Consider the following 14,367-nt stretch of genomic DNA (forward strand, 5'->3'; position numbering starts at 1 on the left):
ACGGCGCGAGGTCAAGCGCGGGGCCTACCCGCAGCGCCGCACGCGGCATACCCTCGCAGCGTGAGCGACCTGCACTGCCCGGCGACGTTGCTCGTCGCGCGGCACGGTGACGCGGAGTACGGCCACCCCTCGGTGCTCTCGGACGAGGGCGGCTGGCTCAGCCCGCGGGGGCGGGCGCAGGTGCGCGACCTGGCACGGTCCCTGCGGGACAGGCGGGTCGCCCGCGTCTTCACCAGCACCCTCGAGCGAGCGGTCGAGTCGGGGCAGGTGGTCGCCGAGCTGCTGGGGGTGGACGCGGTGCAGGTCGAGGGTCTCGAGGAGTTCTCGGTGGGGGCGCTCGCCGGCCGTCCCCACGACGACCCCGAGCTCGCCTCGGTGTTCAAGGCCTGGATGCACGGCGATCGCGGCCGGTTCATCCCCGGCGGCGAGTCGGGGGCGGAGGTCCTCCGGCGCTACCGCGAGGCGCTGCAGGGGATCGCCGACCAGCACCGCGGCGAGACGGTCCTGGTGTTCTCGCACGGTGGCGTCATGTCGTTCGTCCTGCCCCGGCTCGGCGACGCGGTCCGTGAGGACCTGGTGGCGCGCGCCTTCCTGCCCAACTGCGGGGCGGCCGAGGTGGAGGTCGACGGTGACGGCTTCCGGGTGCTGAGCTGGCCCGGTTCGCTGGACCGCAGCGTGGTGTGACCGCTCAGAACAGGCGGGTCGTGGTGTCGTCGATCCCGCGCAGGGCGTCGTAGTCGAGGGTCACGCAACGGATGCCGCGGTCGGTGGCCAGGGTCCGGGCCTGGGGCTTGATCTCCTGGGCGGCGAAGATGCCGGTGACCGGGGCCAGGTGCGGGTCGCGGTTCATCAGCTCGAGGTAGCGGGTCAGCTGCTCGACCCCGTCGATGTCACCTCGACGCTTGATCTCCACGGCCACGGAGCTGCCGCCGGCGTCACGGCACAGGATGTCCACCGGCCCGATGGCCGTCATGTACTCACGGCGGACCAGCGTCCAGCCCTCACCGAGGGTGTGGATGTGCTCGGCCAGCAGCTTCTGGAGGTGCGCCTCGACACCGTCCTTGATCAGCCCCGGGTCGACGCCGAGCTGGTGGGAGGAGTCGTGCAGCACCTCGTGGATGAGCACCCGGAGGCGGTCCTCGGACTTGGCGTGCTGGACCTGCCACACGGCCGTGACCCCCTCGGCGGCCTCGTGCTCCTCGGGGGAGACCTCGGCCATCGCGCACGGCGGCGACATCCAGTTGAGCGGCTTGTACGAGCCGCCGTCGCTGTGGACGAGCACCGAACCGTCGGCCTTGACCAGCAGCAGCCTCGTCGCGAGGGGGAGGTGGGCCGAGAGCCGACCGTCGTAGTCCACCGAGCACGTCGCTATCACCAGTCGCACGAGGGGTGACTCTACGGTGGCCCGCCGGGGTCGGGCGAACCGGTGAGGCGTCGGCGACGAACACCTGATTGCGCAGGACGAGATCCGGGCGCACACTCGAAGTTCGAGGTGAGGTGAGCTCCCATGAGGAACCTGCTGGGCAACGCGGCCGGGCTGGCGGTCTTCGTCGCCGTCTGCTGCATGGCGTTGCGCTGGCTCGCGAGCGGAATCCCCCCGAGGATCGTGCAGCCCCTGATCAGCCGGTGGGAGGCCCGCCGGGCCCGCCGCCGCGTGCAGCCCGAACCCCTGCCGCCGGTCCTGATGGCCCTCGAGGTCAGCCGGCTCGCCGACCACGTGCGCTACGTCGAGCGCTCCGACCTGCCCAACAAGGCGGAGCGGCTGATGGCGGCCCGCCTCGCCTACGACCACACCCTGCGGGACTACTGCCGCGCCGTGGACATCCCCGTGCCGACCGCGATCCGTGGGTTGTCGACCGAGCAGCGCTTCCACATGGAGTCGGCCCTGATCGGTTCCGGGCACGAGTGGTGACCGTCACGCCGCGCGGGTTTCCCGCCTCCTGAGCGGCTCTGACAGACTGCGCCGCATGGCTCGTGAGTTCAGCAAGGTCGCTGTCGTCGGACTGGGCACCATGGGTGCCGGCATCGTGGAGGTGTTCGCCCGCAACGCCATCGACGTGGTGGCGATCGAGGTCGACGAGGCCGCGGTGGACAAGGGGCGCGGCGTGCTGCAGCACTCCACCGACCGTGCGGTCTCCCGCGGCAAGCTGTCGCCCCAGGACCAGGCCGACCTGCACGCCCGCGTCCACTTCACCTCGAGCATGGACGAGGTCGCCGACTGCCAGCTGGTCATCGAGGCGGTGCCGGAGCACCTGCACCTCAAGAAGGAGATCTTCGCCAAGCTCGATGCCGTCGTCGGGCCCGATGCGATCCTCGCCACCAACACGTCGTCGCTGTCGGTCACCGAGATCGCCGTCGCCACGAGCAACCCCAAGCGCGTCGTCGGGATGCACTTCTTCAACCCGGCCCCGGTCCTGCAGTTCGTCGAGGTGATCCGCACGGTCGTCACCGAGGACGAGGTCTTCGAGGACGTCAAGGCCCTGGCCCAACGGCTCGGGAAGCAGCCAGTCGTCGTCGGTGACAAGGCCGGGTTCATCGCGAACGCCCTGCTCTTCGGCTACCTCAACCACGCCGTCGCCATGTTCGAGAGCCGGTACGCCAGCCGCGAGGACATCGACGCGGCCATGAAGCTCGGCTGTGGCTACCCGATGGGCCCGCTCGCCCTCATGGACCTCATCGGCCTCGACACGGCCTACGAGATCCTCGACACGATGTACAAGCAGGGGCGCGACCGACTGCACGCCCCCAGCCCGATCCTCAAGCAGATGGTGAGCGCAGGCCTCAAGGGCCGCAAGAGCGGACGCGGCTTCTACACCTACGCCGAGCCGGGCAGCTCCCAGCTCGTCGACGACGCCCTCAGCCCTGCCGCCGACGGCGGTGACCACGAGGCGACCCGCACGGTGCGCACCGTGGGCGTCGTGGGGTCGGGGACGATGGCCACCGGGATCATCGAGGTCTTCGCCAAGGCCGGGTTCGACGTCACCTACGTCACCCGCAGCCAGCCCAAGGTCGACGCCGTCACCGCGGCCGTGCAGAAGTCGCTCGAGAAGGCCGTCCAGCGCGGCAAGCTGACGCAGGAGGCCCGTGACGAGGCGCTGCGGCACCTGACCGGGTCCACGTCGCTCGACGACCTCGCGACCGTCGACCTCGTGGTCGAGGCCGTGCTGGAGGACCTCGCCGTGAAGCGGGCGCTGTTCGAGAACCTCGACGAGATCTGCAAGCCCGGCGCCATCCTCGCGACGACCACCTCCTCGCTCCCGGTCGTGGAGTGCGCCGCCGCCACCACGCGGCCGCAGGACGTCATCGGCATGCACTTCTTCAACCCCGCGCAGGTGATGAAGCTCGTCGAGGTCGTCCACACGGTCTCCACCGCGCCCGACGTCGTCGCCACCGTGGAGCAGCTGTGCGCCGACCTCGACAAGCACTCCGTCACCTGTGGCGACCGGTCCGGCTTCATCGTCAACGCCCTCCTCTTCCCGTACCTCAACGACGCGGTGAAGATGCTCGAGGCCAACTACGCGACCGCCGACGCGATCGACACCGCCATGAAGACCGGCTGCGGCCTGCCGATGGGGCCGTTCGAGCTGCTCGACGTCGTCGGCCTCGACGTGTCCCTGGCGATCCAGCGCGAGCTCTACCTCGAGTTCCGAGAGCGCGGCTTCGCCCCGGCGCCGCTGCTCGAGCACCTGGTCACCGCCGGCTACCTCGGCCGCAAGTCCGGTCGCGGCTTCCGCACCTACGCCTGACGGGCCGCCCCGCGGCGCGGTGGCACACGGTATGTCGCGCACGCTGCGTACCGTGTCCGCGTGGGTCCGGGGCCTCGTGGGGTAACGCGGGCAGGGGGGATCCGCGTCTGGTGGGTGACGGGCTGCGAGGCAGCCGCCACGACCTGAGGGGGACCCATGACGACGACCGAGGACGAGGCGCTCGAGGCGCTGCTGCGCGACACCTTCGCCGGTGCCCGGACCCGAGGCGGTCTGGACACGCAGGCGGTGACCGCAGGCATCGCGGCGCGCACCACCACCCTGCGACGCCGACGCGCCGCGGTGCGTGGAGCGGCGCTGACGGTCGGCGTCGCGGCGACCGTGCTGGCCGTCGCGATCGGTTCAGGGTCGCTCGGCCCCGCCCGCACGGTCGTGTCCGTCAGCACACACACGGGGTCCACGGACGCTCGGTGGGCCTCGCTCGTGGGGAGCTCGGAAGGCTACGCGTACCGGTTCCCGACCACAGCCGCCGCGCCCTGGCCCGCGGGTCTGGAGGGGCAGACGCAGCCTGACGACACGAACGCGTCCGGGAGCGGCGTGGCGACCGACGCCTCCCCGCTCTCCCACGAGGACGCGGACCTCGTGGGTCCGGCAGGCGTCTGCACGTGGGACGTCCGCACCGACCGTCGCCAGCCGGTGGCCGGGCGGTCCTGGGACCTCACCTTCTCGTCGAGCCCGGGTCGCGGTGGAGCGCACCTGGGGCTCGCGGGGTTCACGACGGGGACCGGGGCCGACGCCCTGCGCGACCTGCGGGCGGACGCACTCGCCTGTGGTCCCGGCCCCGACCTGAAGGCCGTCACGTGGGCGGGCCACGCGCAGGACTCGGTGCTCTTCGTCGGGACCTCCACCGTCGCCGACACCACCTTCACGCAGGCCATGGCGGTGACGCGGGTCGGTGACGTGCTCGTCAGCGGTGCCGCGATCTCGGGCGACCCCGCCCTCGCCCGGCGCGCCGCGACCGAGCTCGCGGACTCGGCCGTGGGCCACCTGCGCCAGCTGGACTTCCCACCGGCCCTGGGTCAGCCCCTGGGCAGAAGCACTGTCGCGCCCAACGCCGCATCGGCGCCCGGCGCGAGCCCGGCCGCGCCCCTCGTGGCCGCGGAGGAGTACCGCTTCGGCGACGTCCTGCCCACGGTCGCCGAGCTCGGTCACGACCTGAGGTACCACGGTGACGCCAGCCACGGCCGGACCGTCCCCGCCTCCAGCGGTCAGCTCTGCGACCTGAGCGGACTGCCTGCCGCCCGGGTTGCCCAGGCGAACGCGGCGCCCCACCCTGTCGCAGGGACCTTGCAGAGCGCGTGGTCGGGGGACGGACAGGGCCTCGACCCGAGCGTCGACATCACTGTGACCGGCTACTCCGCGGGCACCGGGCCGGAGGCCTTCCGCCGCCTGCAGCAGGACACCGGGCCCTGCACGTGGCTGCCGGCCCAGGAGCGCCAGGCCTGGCCCGGCGAGGACGACCAGCAGACGTGGCTGTCGCGCGGCGCTGGTGCGGACTCGGCGACCTACATCGCTGCCCGGCGTCTCGGCGACGTCATCGTCTCGGTCCAGGTCGTCGGATTCTCGGCCCAGGACGCGCACGACGAGGCGGTCCGGGTGAACGGCATCGTCGCGCAGAAGCTGCGCGACAGCGGCCTCCCCGCAGTCCGGGGGCGGTGACCGTGGGGTTCTTCAGCCGCCCGCCGCTGGCGTCGTCCGATCGAGCGACCGGGGACGCCGACGCCTACGTCTCGGCGGCGATCCCGCGGCTCATGGGGGCTGCCCTGTCCCTCACCGGCAACCGGCACGACGCCGAGGACCTCGTGCAGGACACCCTGGCCAAGGTGCTGGTGCACTGGCGCAAGGTAGAGCGGGCGGACAGCCCGGACGCCTACGTCCGCAAGGTCATGGTCAACACGTTCGTCTCCGGTAAGCGGCGTCGGTCCTCCAACGAGGTCGTGTCCCACGAGCTGGTGACCGCGGACTCGGTGACGCCTTCCGCCCGACCCGTTGGACCGGAGGACCGTGACGAGATGTGGACCCTGCTCGCCGGGCTCTCACCCCGTCAGCGGGCCGTGCTGGTCCTGCGGTACTACGACGACCTCCCGGACGCGGCCATCGCCGACGTGCTGGGGTGCTCGCCGGTGTCGGTACGGGTCACGGCGCACAAGGCGCTGGCCAGGCTCCGCGAGCAGATGCCCGGTCTGGGAGACTCGGGGCCATGCCCCGAGCCAACCGGCGCCGCCGTGACGACGTCCCGCTGAACGTCGACCGTGCCGTCGGCGGGCTCACGCGGCGCGAGTCGTATGGCGGCTCGGAGTGGTTCGTCCGCCGGGTCACCGGGGCGTCGTCGAGCCGGGCCTACCTGTGCCCGGGCTGCCAGCAGAACATCCCGATGGGCACGCCCCACGTCGTCGCGTGGCCCGCCGACGGCATGGGCGGCCTGGACGACCGCCGTCACTGGCACACGACGTGCTGGGAGGCGAGGGAGCGGCGGCACACCCGCGGCGCCATACGCTGAGCGTCAGTGGCGCCGCTGGCGCGGCAGCAGGACCTCTTCGTAGAGCAGCAGCAGGCCTGCGGCGACGGGGATCGCGAGCAGGGCACCCAGCACGCCCAGCAGGGTGCCACCGGCGAGGGCGGCGACGACGGTGACCGCCCCGGGCACCGAGACGGTCCGCTGCATGATCTTCGGGGCGATGACGTAGTTCTCGACCTGCTGGTAGATCACGTAGTAGACCGCCGCGATGACGGCGTCCTGGGTGTTCGTGAAGAGCGCGACGAGGACGACGATGGCCGCGCCGATCGTGGCACCCACCATGGGCACGAGGCCGAGGAAGCCGACCGCGACCGCGAGCACCGCGGCATACGGGATCCCGACGATCGACATCATGATCCACGAGCAGATGGCGTTGATCGTGGCGACGGCGACCTGGCCGATGGCGTAGGAGCCCGTGCGCCGCATGATCTCCTCGGACAGCGAGATCACGCGGGGACGGCGGGACGCCGGGACCATCGCGTAGGCCGCCTGCTTGACGCGCGGCAGCGAGGCGAGCAGGAAGAGGGTGAGGACCAGGACCGTGAAGGCCTGGAAGATGCCACCGATGACCGCGGCACCGACCCCGAGGACGCCGCCGAAGACCTGGCTGATGAAGTTGCCGTCGGTGAGGCGCTTGTTGAACTCCGCCTCGATCTTGTCGACCACCTTGTAGTGCTGGTCGAAGTCCTTGACGACGGGGTTGTTGAGCAGCTGGTTGAGGTAGTCGGGGGACTTCGCCGCCAGGTCGCCACCCTGCTGCACGACCGGCGGCACGACGAGCAGGCCGATGAGCGTGAACACGACGATGACGCCGAGGAAGACGAGGGACACCGCTCCCGACCGCCTGATGCCCCGGCGGGTCAGGAACTCGACGAGCGGGTTCAGGGCGAGGGTCAGGAAGAACGCCACGACGACGAGCGTGATGGTGGTGGTGAGCCTGCCCAGGGTCTGCCACAGCAACAGGGCGAGCAGGACGCCGAGAGCTCCGACGAACCCCATGTAGAACGGCGACTGGCGGTTGAGCGGGCGCCCCGCCCTGCCGTAGCGCTGGGTCGTCTCGGTGTCCTTGACGCCACCCACCTGCTCGGCGGCGTCCCCGCCACCAGCCTCGCGGAGGTCGGGCGCCGTCGCGTCCGTCGTGCCGGACCCGCTCTGTGGAGTCACGTGCTCCTCGTGCGCGTCGCGACCGCCCTCGGCCTCGCTGCCCTGGCGCAGGGCAGGCAGGACGTCCGCCAGCAGGTCGGCCGCCGTCGGCGTCGCCTCACCCCGGTCGTTGGGGTGGTTGCTGGCACGCAGAGCCTCTCGCTGTGCGTGCCGGAACTCGCGCCATCGTTCCAGCACTGACATGTCAGGAACCCTAGGGCACCGCGGGCTGCTGCCGTCGCGAAGGTGCAGGTCAGGTGTTGCGGAACCGGTTGATCGCGGCCAGGTGGGTGGCCCGCTTCTCCTCGTCCGTGACGCCCAGCCCCGCCTCGGGGGAGAGCGTCAGCACGCCCACCTTGCCCTGGTGCAGGTTCTGGTGGACGTCGTATGCCGCCTGGCCGACCTCCTCGAGGGCGTACGTCCGGGACAGGGTCGGGTGGATCAGCCCGCGGTTGACGAGGTCGTTGGCCTCCCACGCCTCGCGGTAGTTGGCGAAGTGGCTGCCGATGACGCGCTTGAGGTTCATCCAGAGGTAGCGGTTGTCGTACTCGTGCATGTAGCCGCTCGTGGACGCACAGGTGACGATCGTGCCGCCCTTGCGTGCGACGTACGTGCTCGCGCCGAAGGTCTCGCGACCGGGGTGCTCGAACACGATGTCGGGGTCCTTGCCCCCGGTGAGCTCGCGGATGCGCGCGCCGAACCGCTTCCACTCGCGCTGGTCCTGGGTCGTCGGGTCGCTCCAGAACCGGTAGCCCTCGGCGGTGCGGTCGATGACCAGCTCCGCACCCATGGCGCGGCAGATGTCGGCCTTGTCGGGGGAGGAGACCACGCAGACGGGGGTCGCGCCGCCGGCGAGCGCCATCTGGGTCGCGTAGGAGCCGAGGCCGCCGGACGCACCCCAGATGAGGACGACGTCGCCGAGCTTCATGCCGGCGCCATTGCGGGAGATGAGCTGGCGGTAGGCGGTGGAGTTGACCAGGCCGGGGGAGGCCGCCTCTTCCCACGTGAGGTGGGTGGGCTTGGGCATCAGCTGGTTGGTCTTGACGATCGCGAGCTCGGCGAGTCCGCCGAAGTTGGTCTCGAAGCCCCAGATGCGCTGCTCGGGGTCGAGCATCGTGTCGTTGTGGCCGTCGGCGCTCTCGAGCTCGACGGACAGGCAGTGCGCGACGACCTCCTCACCCGGCTTCCACTTCTGGACGCCCGGGCCGGTACGCAGCACGACACCGGCGAGGTCCGAACCCACCACGTGGTAGGGCAGGTCGTGGCGCTGCGCGTACGTCGAGGTGCGGCCGTAGCGCTCGAGGAAGCTGAACGTCGACACCGGTTCGAAGATCGACGTCCAGACGGTGTTGTAGTTGATCGCGCTGGCCATCACGGCGACCAGGGCCTCGCCGGGGGCCAGCTCGGGGAGCGGCACGTCGTCGACGTGCAGGGACCGGCGGGGGTCCTTGTCGCGGCTCTCGAGCCCCTCGAAGAGGTCGACCTCGTCCTTGTGGACGGTCACCCCTCGATAGGTCTCGGGGAGGGTGAGGGAGGCGTACGTCTGCTCGCTGCGGTCCCCGGAGAGGATGGCGTCGCGGATGTCCTGCATGGGATGTGGCTCCTCGGCGTCGTCGGCGTCTGTGGCACGGCTGCGGCCGAAACTACTGCGGGGTAAAGCGCGTCGGTGGGGAGTGAGACTCCGGTCACGCGGTGACCTACCTCACCCACCCCGAGGACGGGTCAGTGCGTCTCGTACGCCGGTTGCACCAGCTCCACCAGGACCCCGCCGGCGTCCTTGGGGTGGATGAAGTTGACCCTGCTGTTCGAGGTGCCGCGACGCGGCTCGTCGTAGAGCAGGCGCAGACCGCGCTCCCGCAGGACCGCGCTCACGGCCTGGACGTCCTCGACCCGGTAGGCCACCTGCTGCACGCCCGGACCGGAGCGGTCGAGGAACTTCGCTATGGTCGACTCCGGCGTGAGGGGGGCCAGCAGCTGGATGTGCGACCCGCTCCCGCCGACGGCCATCATCGCCTCCCGGACGCCCTGCTCCTCGTTGACCTCCTCGTGGGCCAGCGTCATGCCGTAGGTGTCGCGGTAGAAGGCGATCGCGACATCGAGGTCGGTGACGGCGACGCCGACGTGGTCGATGGCCGTGAAGAGCTCGGTGGGCAGCGCTGCATCCATGTGCCTCACCCTAGGACGCAGCCCGCACGGCGCGACAGGAGTCCTTGGTCACGCCCGCTGCCTGCGCCCCTAGACTGGCTCGCATGTCTGCACTGTCCCGGGACGACGTCGCCCACCTGGCCGGCCTCGCCCGCATCGACCTCTCGGACGCCGAGCTCGACCGGATGTCCGGCGAGCTCGGGGTCATCCTCGACTCCGTCGCGAAGGTGCAGGAGGTCGCCGCCGGTGACATCGAGCCGATGTCCCACCCGCTTCCCCTGACCAACGTCACCCGCCCCGACGTGGTCCGCCCGTCGCTCGGGGCTGCTGCCGCCCTCGCCGGCGCGCCGCAGCAGGACCAGCAGCGCTTCTCGGTGCCGCGCATCCTCGCCGAGGACTGACCGGCGCCCGCGCGGCCGCCCCTGACCCTGCGCTCCTCGCGCACCTCGCGACAGACCAAGGACCACCACTCGTGAACTCCGACCTCACCCGTTCCAGCGCCGCCGAGCTGGCCCACGCCCTGGGCTCCGGCGAGCTCAGCTCCGTCGAGATCGTGCAGGCGCACCTCGACCGCATCGCCGCCGTCGACGCCGACGTCCACTCCTACCTCCACGTCGACGGGGAGGGCGCGCTCGCCGCCGCCCGCCAGGTCGACGAGCGTCGTGCCGCCGGAGAGGACCTGCACGTCCTCGCTGGGGTGCCGATCGCGGTCAAGGACGTGCTCGTGACCAAGGGCCTCCCGACGACCTGCGGCTCGAAGATCCTCGAGGGCTGGGTACCGCCGTACGACGCCACCGTCGTGGCCAAGCTGCGCGCGGCCGGCATGCCGATCCTGGGCAAGACGAACATGGACGAGTTCGCGATGGGTTCCTCCACCGAGCACTCGGCCTACGGCCCCACCCACAACCCGTGGGACCTGACGCGCATCCCGGGTGGGTCCGGCGGTGGCTCCGCAGCCGTCGTCGCGGCATACGAGGCACCGCTGGCGATCGGCACGGACACCGGTGGTTCGATCCGCCAGCCGGCGTCCGTGACCGGCACGGTCGGCGTGAAGCCGACGTACGGCGGGGTGTCCCGCTACGGGCTCGTGGCACTGGCGTCGAGCCTGGATCAGGCCGGTCCCTGCACGCGCACCGTCCTCGACGCCGCCCTGCTGCACTCGGTGATCGGTGGGCACGACCCGCTCGACTCGACGTCGATCGACGCACCCGTGCCGGCCGTCGTGGAGGCGGCCCGCCGCGCCGACGTCAAGGGGCTGCGAGTGGGTGTCATCAAGGAGCTGGGTGGCGAGGGCTACCAGGCCGGCGTGCGCGCTCGCTTCGACGAGTCCGTGGCGCTGCTGCAGGAGGCCGGTGCCGAGGTCGTCGAGGTGTCCTGCCCGAGCTTCGACTACGCGCTCGCGGCCTACTACCTGATCCTCCCCAGCGAGGCGTCGTCCAACCTCGCCAAGTTCGACGGAATGCGTTACGGCGCAAGGGTCCTGCCCCCGGGCATCGACGACCCGAGCGCCGAGCAGGTCATGGCTGCCACCCGTGACGCCGGCTTCGGCGACGAGGTGAAGCGCCGCATCATCCTCGGCACCTACGCCCTCTCGAGCGGGTACTACGACGCCTACTACGGCCAGGCGCAGAAGGTTCGCCGCCTGATCGCCGACGACTTCACCACAGCGTTCGAGAAGGTCGACGTGCTCGTCAGCCCGACCGCGCCGACCACGGCGTTCAAGCTGGGCGACAAGGTCGACGACCCGATGTCGATGTACCTGCAGGACGTCGCGACCATCCCCGCGAACCTCGCGGGTGTCCCCGGCATGTCGCTGCCCAGCGGCCTCGCCGACGAGGACGGCCTGCCGACGGGCATCCAGATCCTCGCCCCGGCGACCCGCGACGACCGGCTCTACGGCGTGGGTGCGGCCCTCGAGCGGATGCTCCTGGACCGTTGGGGCGCTCCGCTGCTCACCAAGGCCCCCGAACTCTCCGCGAAGGGAGCGTGACCCCGATGGCCACCGCTGTCACCGAAGAGGTCGTCGACTACGACGAGGTGCTCGAGCGCTACGACCCCGTGATGGGTCTCGAGGTGCACGTCGAGCTCAACACCGCGACGAAGATGTTCTGCGGCTGCGCGACCGAGTTCGGCGCCGAGCCCAACAGCCAGGTCTGCCCCGTCTGCCTCGGGTTGCCGGGTGCGCTTCCGGTCGTCAACGACAAGGCGGTCGAGTCGGCCATCCGCATCGGGCTGGCGCTCAACTGCGAGATCGCGACCTGGTGCCGGTTCGCCCGGAAGAACTACTTCTACCCGGACATGCCGAAGAACTTCCAGACCTCGCAGTACGACGAGCCGATCGCCTTCAACGGGCACCTCGACGTCGAGCTCGAGGACGGCACGACCTACCGCGTGGAGATCGAGCGCGCGCACATGGAGGAGGACACGGGCAAGTCGCTGCACGTCGGTGGCTCCACCGGTCGCATCCACGGCGCGGAGTACTCGCTCGTCGACTACAACCGCGCCGGCATCCCGCTCATCGAGATCGTCACCAGGCCGCTCACCGGTGCCGGTGGGCGCGCCCCCGAGGTCGCCAAGGCGTATGTCGGTGCGTTGCGGGAGCTGCTGCGTGCCCTCGGCGTCTCCGACGTGAAGATGGAGCAGGGGTCGCTCCGCTGCGACGCGAACGTGTCACTGCGCCCGAAGGTGGGTGACGCGACGAGCGAGGAGCAGGCGGCAGTGCCGCTGGGCACCCGCACGGAGACCAAGAACGTCAACTCGCTGCGCAGCGTCGAGCGAGCCGTCCGCTACGAGATCACGCGGCAGGCCGCGATCCTCGACAAGGGCGGGAAGATCACCCAGGAGACGCGGCACTGGCACGAGGACACCGGGGTCACCACGAGCGGACGGGAGAAGTCCGACGCCGAGGACTACCGCTACTTCCCGGAGCCCGACCTCGTCCCCGTGGCACCGACCCGCGAGACGGTCGACGCCCTGCGCCAGACCCTCCCGGAGCCGCCCGGCGAGCGACGCAGGCGACTCCAGGCCGACTGGGGCTACAGCGATCTCGAGATGCGCGACGTCATGAACGCCGGTGCGGTCGAGCTCATCTCCGAGACCGTCGCCGCGGGTGCGACGCCCGCCGGTGCCCGCAAGTGGTGGACCGGTGAGCTCGCCCGCCGGGCCAACGCCGAGGGGCGCTCGGTCGAGGACTTCGGAGTCACGCCGGCGCACATCGCCGAGCTCGACGGGCTGGTCCGGGACGGTCGCCTCAACGACTCCATGGCCCGTCAGGTGCTCGAGGGCGTCCTCGCCGGCGAGGGGACCCCGACCGAGGTCGCCGACGCCCGCGGGCTCGAGCTGGTGCAGGACGACGGCGCGCTCGAAGCCGCGGTGGACAAGGTCATCGAGGCCAACGCCGACGTCGCCCAGAAGGTGCGCGACGGCAAGGTCCAGGCCGCCGGAGCCCTCATCGGCCAGGTCATGAAGGAGATGCGCGGCCAGGCCGACGCCGGGAAGGCGCGCGAGATCATCCTGGCGAAGCTCACCGGCTGAACCTCGTCACGTGAACAGGACGCCCGCCCCGGAGCACTCCGGGGCCGGCGTCCTGCCTCAGGCCGCGGTCACGTGAGGTCGCCGAGGGGGATCGCGAGGAGCTTGTCGTCGTGCTCGCCACCCGTCCCCCGGGAGGTGTTGTTCGACAGGATCCAGAGCCGCTCGTCGGGCGCCACGACCACGTCGCGCAGGCGTCCGTACTCGCCTTGGAGGAGGCGCTCCGGCTCGCCGGCGCGGTTGCCGGACACCGGGATCCGCCACAGCGACTCACCGCGCAGCGCTGCCATCCAGATGGCGCCGTCGGCGTAGGCGATGCCGCTGGGGGAGGCGTCCGAGGTGGGCCACTGCACCAGTGGCTCGACGAACCCGGCGCGCTGCTGCTTGCCCTCGACCACCGGCCACCCGTAGTTCTTGCCGGGCTCGATCCGGTTGAGCTCGTCCCAGGTGTTCTGCCCGAACTCGCTCGCGTACATCGTCCCGTCCGGTGCCCAGGCGATCCCCTGCACGTTGCGGTGGCCGTAGCTCCAGACCGGCGAACCGTCGAACGGGTTGCCGGGTGCAGGCTTGCCGTCCCGGGTGATCCGCAGGATCTTGCCCCCCAGCGAGCTGCGGTCCTGGGACCGGTCGGTCTCTCCGGCGTCCCCGGTCGTGACGTAGAGGAACCCGTCCGGACCGAACTTCAGCCGTCCGCCGTTGTGGTTGCCCGCCTTGGGGATCCCGGTGAGTATGGCGCGCTGCCGGGCCGGTTTCCCGTCGTCGAACGTCACGCGCAGCACGCGGTTGTCCCGCGCCGCGGTCGTGTAGAGGAAGACGCTGCGGTCGCTGGCGAAGGTGGGCGACACCGCGATGCCGAGCAGCCCGCCCTCACCTCCGGGCTCGACCCCTGCCACCCGGCCGAGGTCGACGGGGGACCGGCCGTCCCGCACCTGCAGCAGCCTCGCCTCGTCCCGCAGGGTGACCAGGGCCGAGCCGTCGGGCAGGAACGCCGTCCCCCACGGGACGTCGAGGTCCTGGGCCACCGTCGACTGCGTCGTGACCGCAGGATCGGTACCGGTGGTCGAGGACGGCGAGGACGGCGAGGACGGCGTGGACGTCGCGGTGGCTCCGCTCGACGGGGTGACCGGTGTCCGGCTCCCGCTCACGACGGGTGCCGACAGCTCACCACCTGCGCTGCCGTCGCTGCAGGCCCCGACGGCCAGGGCGAGCACTCCGGTGGCTGCCGCCAGGCGGACACGGGCGGATGGAACGGGACGAAGCGGCATA

14 protein-coding genes are annotated in these 14,367 nt (G+C 71.2%); 9 read left to right on the top strand and 5 right to left on the bottom strand.

Features of this window, described 5'->3' with window-relative positions; genetic code table 11:
* The first annotated feature begins 60 nt into the window (after window positions 1-60).
* Window positions 61-684, top strand: coding sequence for a histidine phosphatase family protein (locus tag ACYVKF_RS04780; RefSeq protein WP_056915240.1), 624 nt, complete (start codon window positions 61-63; stop codon window positions 682-684).
* Window positions 685-688: 4 nt separating this feature from the next.
* Here the strand turns inward: ACYVKF_RS04780 and nucS are convergent, their stop codons facing one another.
* A complete protein-coding gene (gene nucS / locus ACYVKF_RS04785) occupies window positions 689-1,384 on the bottom strand; it encodes an endonuclease NucS (protein WP_056915239.1) in 696 nt (231 codons plus the stop codon).
* Between the two features lie 123 nt (window positions 1,385-1,507).
* Between nucS and ACYVKF_RS04790 the strand changes: the two genes are divergently transcribed.
* From ACYVKF_RS04790 to ACYVKF_RS04810, 5 genes are all read left to right on the top strand, one after another.
* Window positions 1,508-1,912, top strand: a complete 405-nt coding sequence (locus ACYVKF_RS04790) for a hypothetical protein (RefSeq protein ID WP_460965204.1) — start codon at window positions 1,508-1,510, stop codon at window positions 1,910-1,912.
* A 55-nt stretch (window positions 1,913-1,967) separates the two neighbouring features.
* Window positions 1,968-3,746, top strand: a complete 1,779-nt coding sequence (locus ACYVKF_RS04795) for a 3-hydroxyacyl-CoA dehydrogenase family protein (RefSeq protein WP_460965206.1) — start codon at window positions 1,968-1,970, stop codon at window positions 3,744-3,746.
* A 156-nt stretch (window positions 3,747-3,902) separates the two neighbouring features.
* Window positions 3,903-5,423 carry a hypothetical protein gene (locus ACYVKF_RS04800; protein WP_460965208.1) on the top strand — a complete coding sequence of 507 codons (1,521 nt, stop codon included), beginning with the start codon at window positions 3,903-3,905 and terminating at the stop codon, window positions 5,421-5,423.
* Window positions 5,420-6,007, top strand: a complete 588-nt coding sequence (locus ACYVKF_RS04805) for a SigE family RNA polymerase sigma factor (RefSeq protein ID WP_460965210.1) — start codon at window positions 5,420-5,422, stop codon at window positions 6,005-6,007. Before ACYVKF_RS04800 ends, ACYVKF_RS04805 begins: the two co-directional genes overlap by 4 nt.
* Window positions 5,965-6,264, top strand: a complete 300-nt coding sequence (locus tag ACYVKF_RS04810; protein WP_056915235.1) for a hypothetical protein — start codon at window positions 5,965-5,967, stop codon at window positions 6,262-6,264. Before ACYVKF_RS04805 ends, ACYVKF_RS04810 begins: the two co-directional genes overlap by 43 nt.
* 3 nt (window positions 6,265-6,267) lie before the next feature.
* On the opposite strand, the gene ACYVKF_RS04815 is transcribed toward ACYVKF_RS04810, so the two are convergent.
* The 3 genes from ACYVKF_RS04815 to mce all read right to left on the bottom strand — a co-directional run bounded on the left by ACYVKF_RS04815 (window position 6,268) and on the right by mce (window position 9,591).
* Window positions 6,268-7,629 carry an AI-2E family transporter gene (locus tag ACYVKF_RS04815; RefSeq protein WP_460965212.1) on the bottom strand — a complete coding sequence of 454 codons (1,362 nt, stop codon included), beginning with the start codon at window positions 7,627-7,629 and terminating at the stop codon, window positions 6,268-6,270.
* A 49-nt stretch (window positions 7,630-7,678) separates the two neighbouring features.
* A complete protein-coding gene (ccrA, locus tag ACYVKF_RS04820; RefSeq protein ID WP_056915233.1) occupies window positions 7,679-9,016 on the bottom strand; it encodes a crotonyl-CoA carboxylase/reductase in 1,338 nt (445 codons plus the stop codon).
* 131 nt (window positions 9,017-9,147) lie between these two features.
* Window positions 9,148-9,591 carry a methylmalonyl-CoA epimerase gene (gene mce, locus ACYVKF_RS04825; RefSeq protein ID WP_460965215.1) on the bottom strand — a complete coding sequence of 148 codons (444 nt, stop codon included), beginning with the start codon at window positions 9,589-9,591 and terminating at the stop codon, window positions 9,148-9,150.
* Between the two features lie 83 nt (window positions 9,592-9,674).
* Here mce and gatC point away from each other — a divergent pair, with 83 nt between their 5' ends.
* The 3 genes from gatC (at window position 9,675) to gatB (ending at window position 13,104) form a co-directional block, all read left to right on the top strand.
* Window positions 9,675-9,971, top strand: a complete 297-nt coding sequence (gene gatC / locus ACYVKF_RS04830) for an Asp-tRNA(Asn)/Glu-tRNA(Gln) amidotransferase subunit GatC (RefSeq protein WP_056915231.1) — start codon at window positions 9,675-9,677, stop codon at window positions 9,969-9,971.
* A gap of 71 nt (window positions 9,972-10,042) precedes the next feature.
* Window positions 10,043-11,560: an Asp-tRNA(Asn)/Glu-tRNA(Gln) amidotransferase subunit GatA gene (gatA, locus tag ACYVKF_RS04835; protein WP_460965218.1), complete on the top strand. Its 1,518-nt coding sequence runs from the start codon at window positions 10,043-10,045 to the stop codon at window positions 11,558-11,560.
* A gap of 5 nt (window positions 11,561-11,565) precedes the next feature.
* Window positions 11,566-13,104, top strand: coding sequence for an Asp-tRNA(Asn)/Glu-tRNA(Gln) amidotransferase subunit GatB (gene gatB / locus ACYVKF_RS04840; RefSeq protein WP_056917203.1), 1,539 nt, complete (start codon window positions 11,566-11,568; stop codon window positions 13,102-13,104).
* Between the two features lie 68 nt (window positions 13,105-13,172).
* On the opposite strand, the gene ACYVKF_RS04845 is transcribed toward gatB, so the two are convergent.
* Window positions 13,173-14,366 carry a PQQ-dependent sugar dehydrogenase gene (locus ACYVKF_RS04845; protein WP_460965220.1) on the bottom strand — a complete coding sequence of 398 codons (1,194 nt, stop codon included), beginning with the start codon at window positions 14,364-14,366 and terminating at the stop codon, window positions 13,173-13,175.
* Window position 14,367: the final 1 nt, after the last annotated feature.

The sequence above is a fragment of the Pedococcus soli genome, assembly GCF_054782575.1.